Origin of the sequence: Flagellimonas marinaquae (assembly GCF_023716465.1) — a bacterium.
Taxonomy (GTDB): Bacteria; Bacteroidota; Bacteroidia; order Flavobacteriales; family Flavobacteriaceae; genus Flagellimonas; species Flagellimonas alginolytica.
In genome coordinates, this window is the sequence record NZ_CP092415.1 from 2,220,988 (window position 1) to 2,243,687 (window position 22,700).

The window sequence follows — 22,700 nt, forward strand, 5'->3', positions numbered from 1 at the left end:
TAAGTCTTAGATAGATATACGATGACTGCATTATTAACATTGACTGTTTTAGTATTGGTTGCGATTGCCATTTGGCAGATGACCAAGATTTTTGAATTATCGCAAACTAAAACAGAAAACGCTGAAATAGCCAACGATTCCGATAACAAGAACAATGGATACCTATTGTTTGCTTTTTTGATCTTTATCTATGGAATCACCATTTTCAGTTTTGCCAAGTATTCTAAAATGTTATTGCCCGAAGCGGCATCAGAGCACGGTGGTGAGTACGACCAATTGATGTGGGTCTCAATGGCCATAATTTTCTTTGTACAGACCATTACACAAGCTTTGTTGCATTACTTCGGATACAAGTACAGAGGGCAAAAGGGCAGAAAAGCACTCTTTTTTGCCGATAATGATAGACTGGAGTTTATCTGGACCATTATCCCGGTAATCGTATTGGCAGGTTTGATTCTGTGGGGTCTTTACACTTGGACCAATATCATGGATATTAACGAGGACGATGATCCGTTGATCGTTGAACTATACGCCCAGCAGTTTAACTGGACAGCCCGTTATGCCGGAGAGGATAACGTACTGGGTGATGCAAACGTACGCTTGATCGATATAGGTAAAGCAAATGTTTTAGGTTTGGACGAATCCGACCCCAATGCAGAGGACGATATTATTGTAAAGGAATTGCACTTGCCCGTTGGACGCAAAGTAAACATTAAAATGAGGTCTCAAGATGTATTGCACTCAGCATATATGCCGCACTTTAGAGCTCAGATGAACTGTGTGCCCGGTATGATCACACAATTCTCCTTCACACCTACGGTTACAACCGAAGAAATGCGCTTAAACCCGGATGTTGCGGACAAAGTAAAGCGAACCAATGCCCTTAGGGCAGAATGGGCTGCAGAAGGTAAGCCTAATTCGGACCCATGGGAGTTCGATTATGTTCTATTGTGCAATAAAATATGCGGAAAATCCCATTATAACATGCAGATGAAGATTATAGTGGAGACAGAAGAAGAGTACAATAAGTGGCTTGCCGAGCAAAAAACGTTCAAAGAAACTGTTATGGTGGACGAGAGCGGAGAGCAAGCATTCAACACCGAAGACGGCGAAGAAGTAGCTTTGGAAGAAACAACTTCGGTAGAGTAACAAGCAACAAAAAATAACAAAAAAAATTAATTGGAATATGTCTGAAGTAGCCCATGTAAGTCACGATGATCACCACGATGATCATGGACATCACCATAAGGAAACTTTCATTACAAAATACATTTTCAGTCAGGACCATAAGATGATATCCAAACAGTATCTCATCACTGGTCTAATTATGGGATTCATTGGTATAGCCATGTCATTGTTGTTTAGAATGCAATTGGCCTGGCCGGGTGAATCTTTCGGAATATTTGAAGCTGTTTTGGGGAAATGGGCCCCGGACGGTGTAATGGATGCCGATATTTATTTGGCATTGGTTACTATACACGGTACCCTAATGGTGTTCTTTGTACTCACACAGGGTCTTAGTGGTACGTTCAGTAACTTACTTATTCCATTACAAATCGGAGCAAGGGATATGGCTTCCGGATTTATGAACATGCTTTCTTACTGGATGTTCTTTGTTTCGTCCGTAATTATGATTATTTCTTTGTTTGTGGAAGCTGGACCGGCCGCTGCAGGTTGGACCATTTATCCACCATTGAGCGCACTGCCAATGGCCCAACCGGGTTCTGGTATGGGTATGACACTTTGGTTGGTTTCCATGGCAATATTCATCGCATCTTCACTTTTGGGATCTTTGAACTATATCGTAACGGTAATCAACCTTAGAACAAAAGGAATGTCGATGACACGTTTGCCATTAACAGTGTGGGCTTTCTTTGTAACTGCGATAATCGGTGTGGTATCATTCCCGGTATTGCTTTCTGCCGCTTTGTTATTGATTATGGATAGAAGTTTTGGAACATCATTCTTCTTGTCCGATATCTTTATTCAGGGAGAAGTATTGCATTACCAAGGAGGATCTCCAGTGCTGTACGAACATTTGTTCTGGTTCTTGGGACACCCTGAGGTGTACATTGTATTGTTGCCGGCATTGGGTATTACATCCGAAGTAATGTCTACAAACGCAAGAAAACCTATTTTTGGATATAGAGCAATGGTTGCATCGATTTTGGCAATTGCATTCTTGTCCACAATAGTTTGGGGACACCACATGTTCGTGTCCGGTATGAATCCATTCTTAGGATCCGTATTTACATTTACCACATTATTGATTGCCATACCATCGGCGGTTAAGGCCTTTAACTATATCACTACATTATGGAAGGGAAATCTGCAGTTGAACCCTGCAATGTTGTTTTCCATTGGGTTGGTGTCAACATTTATCACGGGAGGTCTAACAGGAATAATATTGGGAGATAGTACATTGGATATCAATGTTCACGATACATACTTTGTAGTGGCACACTTCCACTTGGTTATGGGTATCTCCGCATTGTACGGAATGTTCGCAGGAATTTATCACTGGTTCCCGAAAATGTTCCAAGGCCGTATGATGAACAAAAACTTGGGCTACGTCCACTTCTGGATTACTGCAGTTTGTGCTTATGGGGTTTTCTTCCCGATGCACTTTGTAGGTATGGCCGGAGTACCAAGACGTTATTACGAAAACACGGCGTTCCCAATGTTCGATGAATTGACCAACGTCCAAGTATTAATGACCGTATTTGCACTGATTGCTGGCCTTGCCCAGTTGATTTTTGTGTACAACTTTATATCCAGTATTTTCTGCGGTAAAAAAGGACCGGTTAACCCATGGGGGTCAAATACATTGGAATGGACTACCCCACGCGAGCACATCCACGGAAACTGGCCTGGGGAAATCCCACATGTGTACCGATGGGCTTACGATTACAGTAAGACATACGAAAATGGTGAGTATATTATTGCGGGACAAGATTTTGTGCCACAGAACGTTCCATTGCAAGAGAACGAGGAAGAACTCAATCATTAAGATCAAGAATATATTATTGTACAAACTGAGCCCGTCCCTTAAGGATGGGCTTTTTTATTGGATTAGATTTTATGCTGAATTGTATATCTTTAAAGGAAGATCCCCTTATCAAAAAGCAAACCATCATGAAAAAGATTGTAATCTTAATATTGATCACCTTCCCAATATTATCCAATGCACAACGAAAGCCTAAAATCAGGGGGAGCAGAATTGTCTCCGAGCTGAGCGAAGAATTGCCTCCCTTTAACGCCATTGTGCTCAACGATGATCTGGATATTCGATTGAACAAAGCACTAGGGCCAGGGTATCACTTGATCGCCGATGATAACTTGATCGATATACTCAAGTTTGAAGTGCAAGAAGGCACTTTGGTAATTAGTTCTTACTATAATATTACGGCAAAGAAACAACTGGAAATTACAATCAATTATACAGATTTACAGGCAATAACAGTAAAGAACGGCAGCGTGGTTTCCAACGAAATAATAGATACCGAGCAATTGTTTATTGATGGATTTAACAACACCAAATTGGATATTCGGGCCAATACAGCCGTAATGGATATTAATTTGGAAGATACCAGCAGCGGAACATTTAATGTGGAAGTGGATTCCCTCAATGTAAATTTAGGGGCCCGTTCAGATGCCTATGTATATGCGCAGATGGATTCTGGGGCATTGGATTTGGAAGGTAATTCATCTTTGACCATCGAAGGTACATCCGATAGGTTGCAAGCCAATATATTGGATTATGCAAAATATAAGGGCGAGACCATGGAAGTAGGGTCTTATCAACTTATAATTAGCGGAAACTCCAATGCAAGGGTCTATGCATTTAGGGATATTGCTATAAAAGCAACACAAGATGCTAGAATTTACCTCTACGGAACGCCCAAAATAACAATAGATGAGTTTTTGGACACAGTACAACTCATAAAAAAGGAATAGCTTTAAAAATCACCGTTAATTGAAAAGGTCATCAAGTTGTGCATAGCAGAGCTTTTGAATTATATTTGTTGAACGATGAACGAAAATTTAGATCCTACCGCCGAAAACCTATCACCAGAAGAGTTCGATATAGAAAGAGCTCTCCGGCCAATTAGCTTCGATGATTTTACAGGACAGGCTCAAGTGCTCGAAAACCTAAAGGTTTTTGTGCAAGCGGCCAATTTAAGGGGTGAAGCTTTGGATCATACTCTTTTTCATGGTCCCCCCGGCTTGGGTAAAACAACCTTGGCCCACATATTGGCCAATGAACTTGGTGTAAATATTAAGGTTACATCTGGGCCTGTTTTGGATAAACCTGGGGATTTGGCAGGCCTTTTGACCAATTTAGATGAACGTGATGTACTGTTTATAGATGAAATCCACAGATTGAGCCCCATTGTAGAGGAATATTTGTACTCCGCAATGGAGGATTATAAAATCGATATTATGATCGAGACGGGGCCAAATGCACGTACCGTTCAAATAAACTTGAGCCCTTTTACATTGATAGGGGCAACTACGCGGTCCGGATTGTTGACTGCCCCCATGAGAGCCCGATTCGGAATACAGAGTAGGCTGGAATATTACAACACCGAACTATTGTCCACTATAGTTGAGCGCAGTGCCGAGATACTAAAGGTCCCCATTACCAACGATGCAGCCATCGAAATTGCGGGACGAAGTAGGGGAACACCGAGAATTTGCAATGCACTTTTAAGAAGGGTCCGGGATTTTGCCCAGATCAAAGGGAATGGCAACATAGATCTCGGGATTTCACAATTTGGACTCAAAGCACTTAATGTGGATGCACATGGCCTAGATGAAATGGACAATAAAATTTTGAGCACCATCATCGATAAGTTTAAAGGAGGTCCAGTGGGAATAACTACCTTGGCAACCGCTGTATCCGAAAGTGCAGAAACCTTGGAAGAAGTATACGAACCATTTTTAATACAACAAGGGTTTATTATGCGAACACCAAGAGGTAGGGAGGTTACAGAACTTGCTTACAAACACTTGGGCAGAGTAAAGGGAGGTACACAGGCGGGATTGTTTTAAAGCCGATGGTTGTAACAATCCTATTAACTTTTACCGTTACGTTAAAAATCTTTTTGTATCTTGTTTATTATATTCATTTACAAGGTTCTATTAGGTTATTTAAACCAAAGAAATTCCCTACTTTTCCCTCATGCCAATTAAAAGTACATAAGGTTGTATTCCCAAAGTACACCACATTTTATTAAGATCAACGTACATTTTTCTAAGTAGATGTCGGGAAACCATCCTAAATATTCGCCAATATCCAATTCTGATAAGATTCCGGAGCTTTCCGGTCAAATACGTAAGTTAATGGTCCAAGTAGGTATCGGGGTAGGCCTTATTTTGATATTGGCCATTACATTGTTATTGTTTCAGTTTGGTATTGGAACCACCAATGGCAACCTGGCCCCAGTTCCCGATGATGTATACCGTATGGATTACAATGTGTACAATCTATCATCCACTATAAAAAATGAAAAAATCAAACTTGGATTCGAGATTTTTAGAAATACAACATTGCATGTAGGACCCAAACAAAAAGATTCAGTCAAAATGTATGCAGGCAATAACTTGGCCTGCGCCAGTTGCCATATAAGCGGAGGAACCAAACCCTTCGCGGCACCATTGATCGGTGTGGTAAAACGTTTCCCACAATTTAGAGGTCGAGAAAACAAAATGGGAACCATTGAAGAAAGGATCAATGGATGTATGGAGCGGAGCATGAATGGTAGAATATTGCCTGTAGCATCACAAGAAATGCAAGCCCTTATAGCTTATTTGGATTGGTTGGGCCGAGCATCTCCCCCGAACGGCAAGATCGAGGGACAGGGCTTCTTGAAGATTCAAATCCCTAATAGGGCAGTAGATCTTGCTCATGGCGAATCCGTTTACAAAGAACATTGCGTTATCTGTCATGGTCTGGACGGACAGGGGCAACTATTGGCCGAAAACGACCAATATCTGTACCCTCCATTGTGGGGCAGTGATTCCTATAACAATGGTGCGGGCATGACCCGCGTAATCACCGCGGCCCAATTTATAAAAGGTAATATGCCATTTGGCACTACATACGACAAACCTGTTCTTACCGATGAGCAAGCCTACGATGTGGCAGGGTACATCAATCAAAAAGTAAGACCTACCAAGCCCAATAGAGAGGCAGACTTTCCAGATCTTGTCAAAAAACCCGTATCTACTCCCTATGGTCCTTATGTGGATCCCTTCTCTCCCGAGCAGCACCAGTTAGGCCCGTTCCAGCCTATCATGGATTACTACCTTAAGGAACATCAACTTCGTAAAACCAAGTAAACACTACAAGCAATGAAAACAACAAGAACAACATCAAGACGAAATTTTATGGGAGCTATGATGCTGGGTGCCTCTGCATCCACATTAATGGTCTTTACCAATCCCGTTTTAGCGGGGATGGCCGATTATACCGAGTCGGAAATGAACGATGCGGAGGCATGGATGAAAACAATAAAAGGAAAACACAGAGTGGTATACGATGGTTCATATCCACATCACGGATTTCCCATAATTTGGAACTGGGCCTATTATTTGTCCAACAACGAGATGGGTTCCATGGATAATGAAATAACGGCCATGACGGTACTACGGCACGACGCTATTCCGTTTGCTTTTCACACCGACCTATGGAAAAAATACCCCTTGGGCACTATGTTCCATGTAAAAAAAGCGGACGGCACAGTATATGATCGCAACCCGTACTATGAACCGCAGGAGGGAGATTTCCCCATGCCTGTTATCCAGGGTATTAAGGATATGATCGGTCGCGGGGCCATGTTCTGTGTCTGTAATTTGGCCATAAAGGTCTATAGCGGAGCCGTGGCACAACAAATGGGCAAAGATGCATCGGAAGTGTACGAGGAATGGAAAGCAGCTGTTTTGCCTGATATTCAGATTGTTCCTTCCGGCGTGTGGGCCTTGGGCAGGGCACAGGAAGAAGGTTGTGGTTATATTTTTGCAGGGAACACAATTTGATCAAGATGAAGAAACTACTGCTAATTTTAACACTATTGATGTCGGGCACAGTGCTCGGACAAACAGAGCCCATCAAATTGGTATTTGATGTAACCAGTAGCGATCCGGATGTCCATCGCATGGCCGCAAAACATTTGCAGTTGATGGCCGAAGCCTATCCGCAATCACAATTTGAAATGGTAATTTACAGTGGAGCCTACCAAATGGTAGATAAAAAAGCCTCTGTGGCTGGAGAAATGCTATCGGCCGCAGTAAACAGGAAAAATGTGGATGTTGTAATTTGCGAACAGACCATGAAACGGCATAAAATGACGATGGGCGATCTTATACCCGGCGTAGGCTCGGTGCCCGATGGGATTTATGAGATCGTGATAAAGCAAAAAGACGGTTGGGGCTATATTAAAGAAGCAAAATAAAAGGGATTTTCGGGAGAAAAAGTTTAATCGATTAACTTTAGGGCATGAATGCCACCAAAAGGACACATTTGATCAAAACCGAGGCAAAACGCCTCGGTTTTTTATCTTGCGGGATATCCAAAGCGGAATTCTTGGAAGACGAGGCGCCACGATTGGAAAAATGGCTTAAACAAAACATGCATGGAGAAATGCAGTACATGGAAAACCATTTTGATAAACGTTTGGACCCCACAAAACTGGTCGAAGATTCCAAATCGGTTATCTCTCTATTGTTGAATTATTTTCCAGAAGAAAAGCAAAACCCAGACTCCTTTAAAATTTCCAAATATGCCTATGGGATGGATTATCACTTTGTGATAAAGGATAAACTAAAGAGTCTTCTCCATTTTATACAAGAAGAAATTGGCGAGGTGCATGGGCGGGCCTTTGTAGACTCTGCACCCGTACTGGATAAGGCCTGGGCTGCAAAAAGTGGACTCGGTTGGATCGGGAAACACAGTAATTTGCTTACCCAACAAGTGGGGTCTTTTTATTTTGTGGCCGAACTGATAGTGGATTTGGAATTGGAGTACGACGCACCTGTGACCGATCATTGTGGAACCTGTACGGCATGTATAGATGCCTGCCCAACAAAAGCCATAATTGAACCCTATGTGGTCGATGGCAGCAAGTGTATTTCTTACCTTACCATAGAACTTAAAAATGAGATTCCGAGCGGGTTTCAAGATAAAATGGACGATTGGATGTTCGGTTGCGATGTGTGCCAAGATGTATGCCCTTGGAACCGTTTTTCGAAACCACATAACGAACCACTCTTCAACCCAAATCCGGAACTGCTATCGTTCACAAAAAAAGATTGGGAGGAAATCACAGGGGAGATCTTTAATAAAGTTTTTAAAAAATCAGCGGTAAAAAGAACCAAATTGTCTGGATTGGAACGGAATATTCGCTTTTTGAAGAAATAGGTTTACTGCGGGATTCAAAAATTCGGCGGGTCACCTCAAGAATAAAATACTATATTGAACTATATTTTGAAGGATTCGTATGTTTCCAGTCAATATTTTGATGACCAGCTAAACTTTTAGTATGATTAAGATTAAAAAACCTAAATTAAGTTTTTGGCAGATTTTTAATATGAACGTTGGATTTCTTGGCATCCAATACAGCTTCGGGCTTCAACAAAGTGCCATTAATCCTATATTTCTTTTTTTGGGTGCCGAGGAAGAATTACTTCCAATACTGAACATAGCTGGCCCTGTGACCGGATTGGTGGTCCAGCCGATTATTGGAGCTATATCCGATAAAACTTGGTCACCAAGGTGGGGCAGACGGAAACCTTTCTTTTTAATAGGGGCCATAATGGGCAGTCTGTGCCTATTTGCCTTTCCACTGAGTCCAGCTCTTTGGTTTGCCGTCGGTCTGTTATGGATCTTGGATGTGGGCAACAATATGGCCATGGAACCATACCGTGCCTTTGTGGGCGATAAATTACCGGAATCCCAATTTAGTATTGGTTATCAAATGCAGAGTTTGTTCGTCGGGGCCGGTATATTATTGGCAAACGCGTCTATTTTTTTATTTCAGGATTGGTTCGGTGGAGGGCAAGAAGTGGACGGGGCTGTACCCAAATGGTTGTACTATTCCTTTTTTATAGGGTCCTTTCTTTCCATTGCAACCATTTTATGGTCGGTTTTAAAAACACCGGAAATCCCACCAACTGACCAAGAACTGGAGGAAATCAACAAGCACAAATCTTTGCCTTTTTTGGAGCGGTTTAAAGTCCCTTTTGTGGAAATAGCACATGCAGTTAAAGATATGCCCAAGTTTATGTGGAAACTCTCCGGGGTTTATTTGTTCCAGTGGTATGCCCTTTTTGTGTACTGGCAGTTTATAACACCCTTGTTTAGGGTTTCCTTGGGTTTTGACACCTCCGAGGCTGCTGCACAGGCTGCAAAAATGAGCACCACATATAATGTGGTCACAGCGGTGGTTGCCTTGGTTTTGGTCCCGCTTACCATGCGGTTCGGTGGTAAAAAAGTATATGCTTTGAGTTTATTTGGTACAGCATTGGCTTTGTTCTCAATACCTTATATCAAAGATCCGGTATATGTGCTGTTTCCCATGGTGCTATTTGGTATCGGGTGGGCAGCCATGATGGGCATACCCTATAGCATGGTCTCCAAAATTGTACCCCAGGAGCGAAGAGGAGTGTACATGGGTATTTTAAATATGATGATCGTTATTCCTATGGGAATACAAACACTCACTTTTGGGCCTATTTTCAAGAATCTATTAGGTGGGGATTCAATTAATGCGATGCTGTTTGCTGCCGTATTTTTTGTGATAGCGGCAATCTTGGCCATGCGGCTCAAGCTATCGGACAGTAAGGATGAGTATCCGTTGGATGCCTGATCTAAAATAGGGGAAAGGATCTGCTAATATTATCGTGCGTTTTGGTATTGTTTAAATTGATTCATTGTATTTTAAGATAAAACCAATGAATGTCCTAACTTTACCAATTCATTTTTGACTATATGAGCAAGGAAAAGCAAAGACGTGAGGCATTACTCTACCACGCAAAACCACAACCCGGAAAAATTAAAATAGTACCAACAAAACCATATTCCACACAACGGGATTTGGCATTGGCCTACTCGCCAGGAGTAGCGGAACCCTGTCTGGAAATCGAAAAAAACAAGGACGATGTTTATAAGTATACCGCAAAAGGGAACATTGTTGCGGTAATTTCCAATGGTACCGCAGTTTTGGGTTTGGGAAATATTGGCCCAGAGGCATCAAAACCGGTAATGGAAGGCAAGAGCTTGCTCTTTAAGATATTTGCCGATATTGATGGAATTGACATCGAACTGGACACTACCGATGTGGAACGGTTCATAGAAACCGTAAAGACTATTGCGCCCACCTTTGGAGGAATCAATTTAGAGGATATCAAAGCTCCTGAAGCTTTCGAGATCGAACAGCGGTTAAAAGATGAGCTGGACATTCCCGTAATGCACGATGATCAACACGGTACTGCCATTATTTCCGCTGCGGCGTTGTTGAATGCACTGGAAATAGCCGACAAAAAAATCGAAGAAGTAAAAATAGTGGTAAGTGGAGCCGGAGCTGCAGCAGTTTCGTGCACTCGATTGTACAAAGCTTTCGGTGCAAAGGCGGAAAATATAGTTATGCTGGACAGTAAAGGTGTGATCCGAAGTGATCGGGATACGCTTACTACAGAAAAAAAAGAATTTGCCACAGATAGAAAAATAGATACTTTGGAAGAGGCAATGGTAGACTCCGATGTGTTTATAGGACTTTCCATCGCAGATATCGTTTCGCCCAAAATGTTGAAATCCATGGCCGATAATCCCATTGTTTTTGCCATGGCCAACCCTAACCCAGAAATCGAGTATAACCTGGCTGTGAAAACACGTAAGGATATCATTATGGCGACAGGTCGTTCCGATCACCCTAACCAAGTGAACAATGTGTTGGGGTTCCCTTTTATTTTTAGGGGAGCATTGGATGTAAGATCTACCAAGATCAACGAAGAAATGAAAATGGCCGCTGTACGTGCATTGGCCGATTTGACCAGGGAACCAGTGCCTGAGCAGGTAAATATAGCCTATGATGCAACGCGATTGACCTTTGGCCGGAATTATATCATTCCAAAACCATTTGATCCTCGTTTGATCACTAAAATACCGCCAGCTGTGGCAAAAGCGGCTATGGATAGCGGTGTAGCCCGTATGCCGATTCAGGATTGGGATCGGTACGAGGAAGAGCTTTACCAAAGATCGGGCAACGATAATAAGGTGGTAAGGCTATTGCACAATAGGGCTAAGGTAAACCCAAAACGTATAGTTTTCGCCGAAGCAGAGCTTTTGGATGTTATGAAGGCCGCGCAGATCGTGCATGATGAAGGTATTGCGACCCCAATTTTATTGGGCGATAAGCAAACTATAGAAAATTTAAAAGAAGAGCTAGATTTTGATGCAGAAGTGCCGATTATAGATCCGCGTTCAGATGAATTCAGTCAGATGCGTTCCAAGTATGCCCTAAAACTTTGGGAACAAAGAAAACGGAAAGGCGAGACAAAATATAGCGCCCGTGTAAATATGGGCAAGCGAAATTACTTTGGGTCCATGATGATCAAAGAAGGAGATGCAGATGGGATGATCTCTGGCTACTCCAGGGCATACCCCAAGGTGCTTCGACCTGTTTTCGAGGTTTTGGGTAGAGCAAAAAACGTTAAAAATGCAAGCACCGTCAATATAATGATCACCGAGCGTGGGCCACTATTTTTGGCAGATACATCCATTAACGTGGATCCTAATGCCGAAGAATTGGCCGAAATTGCCCAAATGACCGCAAATGTGGCCAAAACCTTCGGTTTTAAACCTGTAATAGCATTATTGTCCTATGCCAATTTTGGGTCATCCAGTCATCCAAATGCACAAAAAGTAAGAGAGGCTGTTCGAATTCTTCACGAACGTAACCCAGATTTGGTCGTGGATGGAGAAATTCAAACCGATTTTGCCCTGGATGCGGAATTGAGCAATAACAACTTCCCATTTTCAAAAATATCAGGGAAAAAGGTAAATACGCTGATATTTCCAAATTTGGAATCGGCCAATATCACCTATAAATTACTTAAAGGACTGCACGAGGCGGATTCCATTGGGCCGATAATGGTCGGCTTGACCAGGGCCGCCCATATTTTGCAATTGGGTGCAAGTGTCGATGAAATGGTAAATATGGCAGCTGTTGCCGTAATCGATGCGCAAGAGAGAGAAAAAAGAAGGAAAGCAAAAATGCAGGCCGGATAACTTATAAACTTAAATTGATGATTACCCATTTAAGAGGAAAGCTTGTTGAGAAAAATCCAACATACCTTATTGTGGAATGTGGAGGTGTAGGGTATTTTTTAAACATTTCGTTGCATACGTTTTCCTTGCTATCGGACGAAGAAAATATTTTTGTTTACACCGATTTGCTGGTTAAAGAAGATTCCCATACGCTTTATGGTTTTGCCGAAAGAGCAGAGCGGGATGTGTTTCGCTTACTTATATCGGTTTCCGGGGTCGGTGCCAGCACTGCTCGAACTATGTTGTCCTCATTGTCCCCTGCCGATGTCAGGGACGCCATTGCCAACGGAGATGTGTCCGTAATCCAGTCTGTAAAGGGGATTGGGGCCAAGACGGCCCAACGGGTAATCTTGGATTTAAAGGACAAAATTTTAAAAGTCTACGACATAGGCGAAGTTTCACAAAAATCAAACAATACAAATAAAGAAGAAGCGTTATCTGCATTAGAGGTTCTTGGTTTTACCAGAAAGCAATCTGAAAAGGTCGTGGACAAGGTACTTTCCCAAGACACTTTGTTAAGCGTAGAGAACATTATAAAACAGGCGCTGAAAAATTTGTAACTAGTTTGAAAAAAGGGGCAAAACCAATACTTAAACAGGCACGTTTTAGGTACATTTTCTTTGTTGTATGTTTTCTGTCCATTTCCGTAACAATGGCACAGGACACCAATGAGCAGGTCCAAGACTCGGTAAAGACCGGAGTTGCTCTAGGTCGCCTTATTATGGAAAACCCGGACAGTATTGTTGCCAAGTACAGCTACGATCCCAAAACAAATACATACGTTTACACCGAGAGCATAGGTGATTTTAATGTCAATTACCCGTTGATCTTGACTCCGGAACAGTATTATGAGCTCATCGAAAAGGAACAGATGAAATCCTACTTTAAGCAGAAAGCGGATGCCTATGCGGGAAAAAAGGAAGGAAGTGAGGAGGCCCGAAAAAACCTATTGCCCAATTTTTATGTCAACAGCAACTTTTTTGAGTCCGTCTTTGGAGGTAATACAATAGAGGTGATTCCGCAAGGTTCGGTGGCCATGGATCTTGGTATTTTATGGCAAAAAAACGATAACCCGGCACTATCGCCCAGAAATAGAACCAATCTTTCTTTTGATTTTGACCAACGCATCAGTCTAAGTTTGCTGGGAAAAGTAGGGGAACGTCTTCAAGTGACCGCAAATTATGATACCGAGGCTACTTTCGATTTTCAGAACTTGGTAAAACTGGATTATACCCCGACCGAGGACGATATCCTTCGTAAAATAGAAATAGGTAATGTAAATATGCCCCTCAATAGTTCTTTGATTACTGGGGCGCAGAGCTTATTCGGTGTAAAAACCCAATTGCAGTTCGGAAAAACAACCGTAACAGCAGTGTTCTCGGAACAACGTTCACAAAGCAATACTGTAGTTGCGCAAGGCGGAGGAACTGTGAATGAGTTCGCCTTGACCGCCTTGGATTACGATGAGGACCGTCACTTTTTCCTTGCTCACTATTTTAGGGATAATTACGACAGAGCCTTGGAATTTTACCCTTTTGTTCAAAGTAGGGTGCAAATTACACGTTTGGAGGTGTGGGTGACCAACAGGAATCAGCAGACACAGAACGTCAGGAACGTGGTGGCCATCCAGGATTTGGGAGAGGCTATTTCCGATAATACCCGTATTGGTGTAAACAATGGCGACCCTGCCGGCTTTTTCAACCCTTCTGCGGTAGCATCGGGCTTGCCCCAGAATGCCGCCAACGCATACGATCCCAATCAGATTGGCAGTGGGGCCCTTACACAATCCATTAGGGATATCGCAACTGTAGAATCGGGGTTCAATATACCCGGCTACACCGTAAACCAAGGGTTCGATTACGCCATTTTGGAAAATGCACGTAAGTTGGAACCTGGTCGTGACTACGAGTTTGATTCCCAGCTAGGATATATTTCCTTGAGCCAGAGCTTGAGCAACGATGAAGTTTTGGGTGTGGCTTTCCAATATACCTTTGACGGACAAGTATTTCAAGTGGGAGAGTTTGCCAACGGGGGTGTGGACGCGACAACAATACCGCCAAATTCCAATCTTATCGAGAACAATTCCTTGGTGTTGAAATTGCTTAAGAGCAATATCACCAATGTACAAGATCCTATTTGGGATTTGATGATGAAAAACATCTATTCCACAGGGGCCTATCAACTAAATCAAGAAGATTTTAAACTGAATATACTCTATTCCGATCCTACGCCGAGGAACTACATTACGCCCGTAGATCCCAATGCCGGATGGCCCACGGGTTTACAGGATCAAATATTGTTGAATGTTTTCAATCTGGATCGTCTAAATATTTACAATGATGTACAGCCGGGAGGCGATGGCTTCTTTGATTATGTTGAGGGCATTACAGTAGATTCACAATCGGGGCGAATTATTTTTACCAAGGTAGAGCCATTTGGAGAGTATCTCTTTGAGCTTTTGGGCGGTGGGGTCTATGATGTGGACAATGATCAAGGATACAACCCTAATCAGCAACGATATGTTTTCCGAAACATGTATGCAAAGACCAAAGCAGCTTCCTTGCAAGATGCCGAGAAAAATAGATTCCAAATAAAAGGACGATATACTTCGCAATCCGGAAATGGTATTCCGATCGGGGCGTTCAATGTGCCCCAGGGTTCCGTAACGGTAACGGCCGGTGGTCGTCAACTGCAGGAAGGCATCGATTACACGGTAAATTATCAAGCGGGTACGGTTCAATTGTTGGATCCAAGTTTGGAGGCATCCAACACACCGATCAATATTTCGGTGGAAAATAATGCCGTGTTCGGACAGCAAACTCGAAGATTTGCGGGGGTAAACGTAGAGCATAAATTCAACGATAAATTTGTTTTGGGCGGTACCTTGCTCAATCTGAATGAACGGCCGCTCACCCAAAAATCCAACTACGGAATAGAACCGGTGAACAATACAATTTTTGGTCTAAATGGAAACTTTAGTACGGAAATGCCGTTTCTGACCCGCTTGGCGAACAAGTTACCGAATATAGATACCGATGTACCCTCTAACCTATCATTGCGCGGTGAAGTCGCTTTTTTAAGGCCCAACTCACCAAAAAATGCGGATTTTCAAGGGGAAACAACGACTTATTTGGACGATTTTGAAGGGGCCCAGGCTTTGATCGATATTCGCTCGTCCCTAGGATGGACCTTGGCAAGTCCGCCAGTGGAATTTTTAAACGATAGAACCGGTATCGATGTGGGCTATGAACGCGCAAAGATGGCGTGGTACACCATCGACCCTATTTTTTATACCAACCAAAGACCTTCTGGAATGTCGGACAACGATATTTCCTTGAACTCGACCCGTAGGGTATTTATAGATGAAGTATTTACTGAGACCGATATAGCCCAAGGGCAGACCCAGGTGCAGAGCACATTGGATATTGTGTATTACCCTAACCAAAAAGGACCTTACAACGCCAATCCAAGTTTTGAGAGCGAAACACCCGAAGCCAAATGGGCAGGTATAATGCGACCATTGAGCAGTACCAATTTTGAGCAATCCAATGTGGAATTTGTACAGTTTTGGGTATTGGACCCTTATATTGACGGCGAAACCGCAGGTAACAATGCGGGCGAATTGGTTTTGAACTTGGGGAACATCTCCGAGGATATTTTAAAGGACGGTCGTAAACAATACGAAAATGGACTTCCTGCAAGCACGAACAATGAGGTGCCCAGGGAAACTATCTGGGGACAGGTACCATCGACTCAATCCTTGGTGTATGCTTTTGATGCCGACGAAGCCAACAGAACAGCCCAAGATTTAGGTTTGGATGGGTATGGTGATGCCGAGGAGGCCGCTATATACAATGGACCGGCAGAAGACCCTGCATTGGATAACTATCAATATTACTTGAACCGGGATGGTGGAATTTTAGAACGTTATTTGGATTTTAACAATACTCAGGGGAACTCCCCGGTGGCAGTAACCGATACCAATAGAGGTTCCACAACATTGCCCGACGTAGAAGATATTGACAGGGATTTGACCATGAACACGGTGAACAGTTATTATGAATACCGGATTCAGATTAAACCTAACACCACAATAGATGATCAATATGTAACCGATATTCGCGAAGGACAGACCCCGACATTGCCCAATGGTACGCAGTTGAATCGTAGATGGATTCAATATAAAATTCCGTTGAGCGATTTTACCGATGCTGTTGGGGGAATCTCCGATTTTAGATCCATCAGTTTTATGCGAATGTACCTTACTGGCTTTTCCGATGATGTAGTATTGCGATTTGCTACACTGGATTTGGTTCGTGGTGACTGGAGGACCTATACAAATTCGTTACAGCCCAATGTGGACAATGATCCTACCGACGACGCAACGGTTACCGATGTAAATACAGTAAATATTGAAGAGAATTATGGAAGGCAGCCCATACCATATGTACTGCCTCCAGGAGTAGTTCGGGAGCAATTGAACAATAATAACACCATTATCCGCCAAAATGAGCAATCACTATCATTTGTGGTGGAAAATTTGGAGTCCGAAGATTCCAGGGGAGTATTCAAAAATGTAAATATCGACGTGCGCCAGTACGAGCGTTTAAAAATGTTCATGCACGCCGAAAAAATATTCAATACCGATTATTCCGATAACGATACACCTTTAGTAGGTTTTTTGAGAATTGGAACGGATTTCTCACAAAACTTTTATCAACTGGAATTGCCTCTTCAATTTACACCCTTTGGTTCAACATCATCCGAAGAGATTTGGCCAGACGTCAATGAACTGGATGTTGCACTGAGCGATTTGAGCAAGGTGAAATCCAAAGGAATATCCGATCAAACTTTGGATGAAATCAACTATTATGAAATTGTGGATGGTGAAGCTATGCCGGTAGATGAGTTTGCACCAAGAACACTTGGTAGAGTCCGAATCGGGATTCGAGGAAACCCGTCCTTGGGAAGTATTCGTGGAATGATGGTAGGTATCAAAAATATCGATGATATTCCTGCAAGAGGCGAAGTTTGGTTCAATGAACTTCGTTTGGCAGGATTGGAAAACAATGGAGGCTGGGCCGCTACGGCAGCCTTGGATGCAAACATGGCTGATTTTGCGAATGTGACAGCAACCGGAAGCAAAAGTACTTCCGGGTTCGGATCTATAGATCAAACCCCTACAGAACGTGCCTTGGAAGATGCGATTTCCTACGATGTGGTCACCAATGTAAATGTAGGGCAATTGTTTCCAAAAAAATGGAACCTACAACTACCGTTCAATTATGGTATTTCCGAAACCTTGATCACCCCCGAATTTGATCCAGTCTACGATGACCTTAGATTGGATGATAGGATTGCTGCGGCATCTACTGCAGAAGAGGCCGAAACCATAAAACAACAAGCAGAGGATTACACCAAACGGACCAGTATTAATTTAATAGGTGTCCGTAAAAATAGAGGGGAGGAAGCGGAAGAGAATTTCTTCGATATAGAAAACTTCACCTTTAACTATTCCTATAACGAAACAAACCATAGGGATTTTGAGGTAGCCGAACTAAGAGATCAAAATGTATCGACAGGATTTGTGTACAATCATAATTTTAAACCGGCACTTGTAGCGCCTTTTGCCAAGAAAGACTCTATGCTTACCGGCAAATATTGGCAATGGCTCAAGGATTTGAACTTTAATGCGTTGCCGACCAGCATATCGGTAAATGCCAATTACAACCGATCCTTTAATCAACAAAGGTATCGCGATGTATTGGAGCCAGGGGTGGAGGCTTTGGAATTGCCATTGTTGCAGCAGCGGAATTACCTGTTCAATTGGCAGTATGCCCTTAATTATAGTCTGTCCAAATCTTTACGGGTAAATTTAACTGCATCCAACAACAACATAGTTCGGAACTATTTTAATGTGGACGACAACCCCGATTCTGGAATCAACGAAGCATTAGATCTTTGGGATGGCTTTTTTGATGTTGGAGAGCCCAATCGTCATGCGCAACAAATGCAATTGAACTACGAGCTGCCATTTAGTAAGATCCCGTTCCTCAATTTTATAAATGCACAATACACCTACACCAGTAATTTTGATTGGCAACGTGGTGGGGATGCACTACGAGAGGTGGCCAATGAGGATATCAACGTGGTGCAAAATGCCAGTACGCATACATTGACCGCCAACATGGGCATGCAACGTTTCTATGACTTTTTGGGGCTTAAAAAACGAGACGGCAAAGTAACGGCAAACCAGGCCCCGGTGCGCAGGGACAAGGCCGGTAATCCTGTAAATGAAGCTAATGGTAATGGCCCGCGAAAAACAAGTAAAGGGTTCAATACATTGGTGGATGTGCTTACCATGGTAAAAAGAGTGAACGTAAATTATAGCGAAAACAGGGGAACAGTATTACCAGGTTACACACAATCCATAGGGTTCATCGGAACGGCCCGTCCAACATTGGGCTTTGTTTTTGGTAGCCAGGCAGATGTGCGTTTTGAAGCGGCCAGAAAAGGATGGTTAACAGACTATCCGGAGTACAGTACACAGTTTATGCAGAACATGAACAAACAGCTCAATATAACTGCCACGGCCCAGCCTACCCAAGATCTTACCATAGATTTGAGTGCCGACAGGAGTTTTACGAGCTCTACACAAGAAAGCTATAGTCCAGAAGAGTGGAGCAATGGCTTGGACGGTCTTATCAACGAAATGGGGAACTTTAGTATTTCCACGGTAATGATCGGTACCATTTTTAATAAAAGCGATGAGTTCGATTCTGAAACTTTTGAGCAGTTTAAACAAAATAGGATTACTATCGCCAACCGATTGGTGTCCGATAGAGGTGGTGATCCAGGTGAATTGGATGAAGAAGGGTTTCCGGAGCGGTATGGTAAAACTCAACAAGAGGTGCTGCTTCCCGCATTCTTTGCGGCTTACACCGGACAGGATGTGGAGCGTGTAAACCTGGATGCTTTTAGGGATATTCCGATTCCCAACTGGAACATAAAGTATACCGGCCTCATGAAGAATCGTTGGTTTAAAAAGAAATTTAAACGCTTCTCATTAACTCACGGGTATCGAGCAGCGTACAGTGTTAACTCTTTTCAAACGAATTTGGAGCGCCAGAATACCACGATAGATCCGGAAAACGGGGATTTCTTGCCAAAGACCCTGATCAATAATGTAGTGCTTACCGACGAATTTAGCCCGTTGATGCGTGTGGACTTTGAGATGCAGAGCTCCTTTAGTGTATTGGCAGAAGTAAGGACCAGTAGAACATTGTCCTTGAGTTTTGACAACAACTTGTTAACGGAAATAAACGGGAGCGAATATACCCTAGGTTTGGGATACCGGTTTAAAGATGTAAAATTTGTGACCAACATTGGAGGGGAAAAAACAAGGTTAAAAGGGGATTTGAACCTAAAAGCCGACTTGTCGTTGCGAGATAATATTACCATTATCCGAAATTTGGATATCGATAACAATCAGATCACATCCGGACAAAAATTAATGTCCTTAAAGTTTACCGCGGACTATGCCTTGAGCAAAAGTTTGAACGCTTTGTTCTTCTATGATCATTCGTTCTCCGAGTTTGCGGTATCCACGGCATTTCCACAAACAACCATTAATGCTGGTTTTACCTTGAGGTATAACTTTGGGAACTAATCGTTTTTAATTGCATTTTGTCTTCAAGTTTGTTTGAAAAGCTTTCAGCAATCCGTTACATTTGTCCATCTACAAATTCAAACTTAAAGTAATGAACATACCGTCAGAATTAAAGTACACAAAGGATCATGAGTGGGTCAAGATAGATGGAGATATCGCCACCGTGGGTATTACGGATTTCGCACAGAGCGAATTGGGGGATATTGTTTACGTTGAAGTGGAAACTTTGGACGAAACTTTGGATAAAGAGGAAGTTTTTGGAACCGTTGAGGCGGTAAAGACCGTTAGCGACCTTTTTTTGCCGCTCAGCGGAGAGATTGTTGAGTTTAATGAAGCCTTGGAGGACGAGCCGGAAAAGGTGAACACAGATCCTTATGGTGATGGTTGGATGATAAAAATAAAAATGAGCGATGCCTCCGAAGTGGAAGGTCTCATGAGCGCGGATGATTACAAGTCCCTTATAGGTGCTTAAAAAAAACATATATACCTTATTATTTATAAGCTGGGCAATGTTTATTACAATGCTCAGCTTATTTTCTTTCTCGAATATGGAGTTGGATGCCGGGCGCCTAAATGTTCCATATGCCGATAAAATCACCCATTTTATATTTTATATGGTCTTTGGTTTTGTGGGTTGTTTAAGTTTGCGGGAAAGAACCAAAGGAAGCCTTGGTATAAACAGGACCGTCAATATTGTTCTTGTAACTGCCATAGCTTATGGAATTTTAATGGAAGCCTTGCAACATGCCGTTACTACCGATCGTATGGCCGAATTTGGCGACGTTTTGGCAAATACACTGGGCGCATTTGCAGGGATAGGACTAATTCGGTGGGTTTTTTCTAAGAAAAACCCGTTAAAATGGAAATTTTAATTGTTTATTTAACCAATTAATAATTAAATTAGCAAACACTAAATTAAGAAAAGGAGAAAAAGGATGGAACCAAAAAAGAACCCGAAAGCGGACGTGGCAAGAAACAGCACACTATACTTTGTTATAGGATTGGCAGCTGTTTTGGCTTTAGTCTACGGAGCCATGGAGTGGAAAAAATATGACAAGGCCAACAATTACGACATTTCTATGAATGTTGAAGATCAGTTGGACGAAGAAGTACCGATGACCGAGCAGATTAAAACTCCACCACCGCCACCGCCACCAGCTGCCCCCGAGGTAATCGAGGTTGTAGAGGATGAAGAAGAAGTGGAAGAGACCGTAATCGAATCTACCGAAACCAGTCAAGAAGAAGAGGTAGTGGAAATCGAAGAGGTTGAAGTAGAGGAAGTAGAAGAAGATATATCGGTTCCCTTTGCGGTGATCGAGGATGTACCTGTATTCCCAGGTTGTGAAGGAGCAAGCGATAAAAAAGCATGTTTTCAAGAAATGATGCAGAAGCATATTCGTAAAAACTTCCGTTACCCTGAAATTGCCCAAGAAATGGGTGTTCAAGGTAGGGTAAGTGTAATTTTCGTTATCCAAAAAGATGGAAGCATCGGAAATATTAGAATGCGTGGGCCAGATAAGAATTTGGAGGCAGAAGCATTGCGAATCATTCAAAAACTACCTAAAATGACTCCTGGAAAGCAGAGAGGAAGACCCGTAAAGGTTCCTTTTAGTATTCCAATTACGTTTAAGCTTCAGTAAAAGCACATAAAATTCCTGTCGAGGCAGGAATGGAAAAGCCCGAGTGAATTTTTTCATTCGGGCTTTTTTGATGCAATTGACCCAAAGAATCATAAAACTTTAGCTTTGGTTGCAAAAGATATGCACTGGCGTTATCTTTGCGAGCCAATATAGATGTGGATGAAATCTGCCGTAGGTTCCGTAAAAAATAATTCCCTTTCCTTACTATTTACAGATTTTAAGGAGATTACCAAGGCCAAATTGGCTGTCAGTGTGGTTTTCTCCTCCATTGCTGGATACTTTTTGGGAGCCTATCAAATCAATTTAGTCTCCGTTTTGCTGCTCATGTTTGGCGGTTATTGCATGGTAGGTGCGTCTAATGCATACAATCAAATCATAGAAAAGGATTTGGATGCTTTGATGAAACGGACCAGGAACAGACCCATCCCGTCCGGGCGAATGTCGGTAAAAACAGCATTGATCATTGCCATTGTATTAACGGTTTTGGGTGTATTGTCCCTGTTTGCACTAAGTCCAAAAACAGCTATGTTCGGGGCAATTTCCATTTTTTTGTACACCAGTGTCTACACGCCGTTGAAAACCAAGTCACCACTATCGGTCTTTGTTGGCGCCTTTCCCGGAGCCATTCCCTTTATGTTGGGTTGGGTCGCGGCAACGGACGAATTTGGTATTGAACCCGGGACTTTGTTCATGATCCAGTTTTTTTGGCAATTTCCCCACTTTTGGGCATTGGGCTGGATGTTGGACGAGGATTACAAACAAGCAGGATTTAAAATGTTGCCCACCGGCCATAAAGATAAAGGTACTGCATTGCAGATAATACTGTACACCATTTGGATGATAGTGATATCGATCATACCTGTATTCGGTTTTACAGGAAGGTTGCAACTTTCAATTCCGGCAGCAGCCATTGTACTGTTGTCAGGGTTGGTCATGCTATTTTTTGCATTCAAACTCTACGAAAATAGGGATAACCCCTCAGCACGTAGATTGATGTTGGCCAGTGTAACCTATATTTCATTGATTCAAATTGTATACGTAATAGATAAGTTTATTAGCTAAG

General features: G+C 42.5%; 16 protein-coding genes. All 16 read left to right on the top strand.

Annotated elements, in window-relative coordinates; all coding sequences use genetic code 11:
- Window positions 1-21: 21 nt before the first annotated feature.
- The 16 genes from MJO53_RS09980 (at window position 22) to cyoE (ending at window position 22,699) form a co-directional block, all read left to right on the top strand.
- Window positions 22-1,149 carry a cytochrome c oxidase subunit II gene (locus tag MJO53_RS09980; RefSeq protein ID WP_224835455.1) on the top strand — a complete coding sequence of 376 codons (1,128 nt, stop codon included), beginning with the start codon at window positions 22-24 and terminating at the stop codon, window positions 1,147-1,149.
- A gap of 37 nt (window positions 1,150-1,186) precedes the next feature.
- Window positions 1,187-3,010 carry a cytochrome c oxidase subunit I gene (locus MJO53_RS09985; protein WP_252078983.1) on the top strand — a complete coding sequence of 608 codons (1,824 nt, stop codon included), beginning with the start codon at window positions 1,187-1,189 and terminating at the stop codon, window positions 3,008-3,010.
- 125 nt (window positions 3,011-3,135) lie between these two features.
- A complete protein-coding gene (locus MJO53_RS09990) occupies window positions 3,136-3,957 on the top strand; it encodes a GIN domain-containing protein (protein WP_252078984.1) in 822 nt (273 codons plus the stop codon).
- A 75-nt stretch (window positions 3,958-4,032) separates the two neighbouring features.
- Complete coding sequence (gene ruvB / locus MJO53_RS09995; RefSeq protein ID WP_252078985.1) at window positions 4,033-5,055, top strand: Holliday junction branch migration DNA helicase RuvB; 1,023 nt, start codon at window positions 4,033-4,035, stop codon at window positions 5,053-5,055.
- 210 nt (window positions 5,056-5,265) lie between these two features.
- Window positions 5,266-6,345 carry a c-type cytochrome gene (locus MJO53_RS10000; RefSeq protein WP_252078986.1) on the top strand — a complete coding sequence of 360 codons (1,080 nt, stop codon included), beginning with the start codon at window positions 5,266-5,268 and terminating at the stop codon, window positions 6,343-6,345.
- Window positions 6,346-6,357: 12 nt separating this feature from the next.
- Window positions 6,358-7,041 carry a Tat (twin-arginine translocation) pathway signal sequence containing protein gene (locus MJO53_RS10005; protein WP_252078987.1) on the top strand — a complete coding sequence of 228 codons (684 nt, stop codon included), beginning with the start codon at window positions 6,358-6,360 and terminating at the stop codon, window positions 7,039-7,041.
- Window positions 7,042-7,046: 5 nt separating this feature from the next.
- Entirely contained in the window at window positions 7,047-7,457 is a 411-nt protein-coding gene (locus tag MJO53_RS10010) for a DsrE family protein (RefSeq protein ID WP_252078988.1), read from the top strand.
- A gap of 44 nt (window positions 7,458-7,501) precedes the next feature.
- The gene (gene queG / locus MJO53_RS10015; protein ID WP_252078989.1) at window positions 7,502-8,422 is read left to right on the top strand and encodes a tRNA epoxyqueuosine(34) reductase QueG; all 921 of its coding nucleotides are present in this window, start codon (window positions 7,502-7,504) and stop codon (window positions 8,420-8,422) included.
- 121 nt (window positions 8,423-8,543) lie between these two features.
- The gene (locus tag MJO53_RS10020; RefSeq protein ID WP_369884941.1) at window positions 8,544-9,869 is read left to right on the top strand and encodes an MFS transporter; all 1,326 of its coding nucleotides are present in this window, start codon (window positions 8,544-8,546) and stop codon (window positions 9,867-9,869) included.
- A 122-nt stretch (window positions 9,870-9,991) separates the two neighbouring features.
- Complete coding sequence (locus MJO53_RS10025) at window positions 9,992-12,289, top strand: NADP-dependent malic enzyme (protein WP_224835447.1); 2,298 nt, start codon at window positions 9,992-9,994, stop codon at window positions 12,287-12,289.
- A 17-nt stretch (window positions 12,290-12,306) separates the two neighbouring features.
- Window positions 12,307-12,888, top strand: a complete 582-nt coding sequence (ruvA, locus tag MJO53_RS10030; protein WP_252078990.1) for a Holliday junction branch migration protein RuvA — start codon at window positions 12,307-12,309, stop codon at window positions 12,886-12,888.
- A gap of 5 nt (window positions 12,889-12,893) precedes the next feature.
- On the top strand, window positions 12,894-19,997 hold the full coding sequence (sprA, locus tag MJO53_RS10035) for a cell surface protein SprA (RefSeq protein WP_252078991.1): 7,104 nt from the start codon (window positions 12,894-12,896) through the stop codon (window positions 19,995-19,997).
- 91 nt (window positions 19,998-20,088) lie between these two features.
- Window positions 20,089-20,469, top strand: a complete 381-nt coding sequence (gene gcvH / locus MJO53_RS10040; RefSeq protein WP_224835444.1) for a glycine cleavage system protein GcvH — start codon at window positions 20,089-20,091, stop codon at window positions 20,467-20,469.
- A gap of 49 nt (window positions 20,470-20,518) precedes the next feature.
- A complete protein-coding gene (locus tag MJO53_RS10045) occupies window positions 20,519-20,869 on the top strand; it encodes a VanZ family protein (protein WP_252078992.1) in 351 nt (116 codons plus the stop codon).
- 63 nt (window positions 20,870-20,932) lie between these two features.
- Window positions 20,933-21,637, top strand: a complete 705-nt coding sequence (locus MJO53_RS10050) for an energy transducer TonB (protein ID WP_224835442.1) — start codon at window positions 20,933-20,935, stop codon at window positions 21,635-21,637.
- A 159-nt stretch (window positions 21,638-21,796) separates the two neighbouring features.
- Window positions 21,797-22,699, top strand: coding sequence for a heme o synthase (gene cyoE / locus MJO53_RS10055; RefSeq protein WP_252078993.1), 903 nt, complete (start codon window positions 21,797-21,799; stop codon window positions 22,697-22,699).
- The last annotated feature ends 1 nt before the right edge of the window (window position 22,700 follow it).

Excerpts from the sequence above, each read along its gene's own strand:
- MJO53_RS09980 (WP_224835455.1), top strand. The coding sequence starts at position 22 with ATGACTGCATTATTAACATTGACTGTTTTAGTATTGGTTGCGATTGCC.
- MJO53_RS09985 (WP_252078983.1), top strand. The coding sequence starts at position 1,187 with ATGTCTGAAGTAGCCCATGTAAGTCACGATGATCACCACGATGATCAT.
- MJO53_RS09990 (WP_252078984.1), top strand. The coding sequence starts at position 3,136 with ATGAAAAAGATTGTAATCTTAATATTGATCACCTTCCCAATATTATCC.
- ruvB (WP_252078985.1), top strand. The coding sequence starts at position 4,033 with ATGAACGAAAATTTAGATCCTACCGCCGAAAACCTATCACCAGAAGAG.
- MJO53_RS10000 (WP_252078986.1), top strand. The coding sequence starts at position 5,266 with ATGTCGGGAAACCATCCTAAATATTCGCCAATATCCAATTCTGATAAG.
- MJO53_RS10005 (WP_252078987.1), top strand. The coding sequence starts at position 6,358 with ATGAAAACAACAAGAACAACATCAAGACGAAATTTTATGGGAGCTATG.
- MJO53_RS10010 (WP_252078988.1), top strand. The coding sequence starts at position 7,047 with ATGAAGAAACTACTGCTAATTTTAACACTATTGATGTCGGGCACAGTG.
- queG (WP_252078989.1), top strand. The coding sequence starts at position 7,502 with ATGAATGCCACCAAAAGGACACATTTGATCAAAACCGAGGCAAAACGC.
- MJO53_RS10020 (WP_369884941.1), top strand. The coding sequence starts at position 8,544 with ATGATTAAGATTAAAAAACCTAAATTAAGTTTTTGGCAGATTTTTAAT.
- MJO53_RS10025 (WP_224835447.1), top strand. The coding sequence starts at position 9,992 with ATGAGCAAGGAAAAGCAAAGACGTGAGGCATTACTCTACCACGCAAAA.
- ruvA (WP_252078990.1), top strand. The coding sequence starts at position 12,307 with ATGATTACCCATTTAAGAGGAAAGCTTGTTGAGAAAAATCCAACATAC.
- gcvH (WP_224835444.1), top strand. The coding sequence starts at position 20,089 with ATGAACATACCGTCAGAATTAAAGTACACAAAGGATCATGAGTGGGTC.
- MJO53_RS10045 (WP_252078992.1), top strand. The coding sequence starts at position 20,519 with ATGCTCAGCTTATTTTCTTTCTCGAATATGGAGTTGGATGCCGGGCGC.
- MJO53_RS10050 (WP_224835442.1), top strand. The coding sequence starts at position 20,933 with ATGGAACCAAAAAAGAACCCGAAAGCGGACGTGGCAAGAAACAGCACA.
- cyoE (WP_252078993.1), top strand. The coding sequence starts at position 21,797 with ATGAAATCTGCCGTAGGTTCCGTAAAAAATAATTCCCTTTCCTTACTA.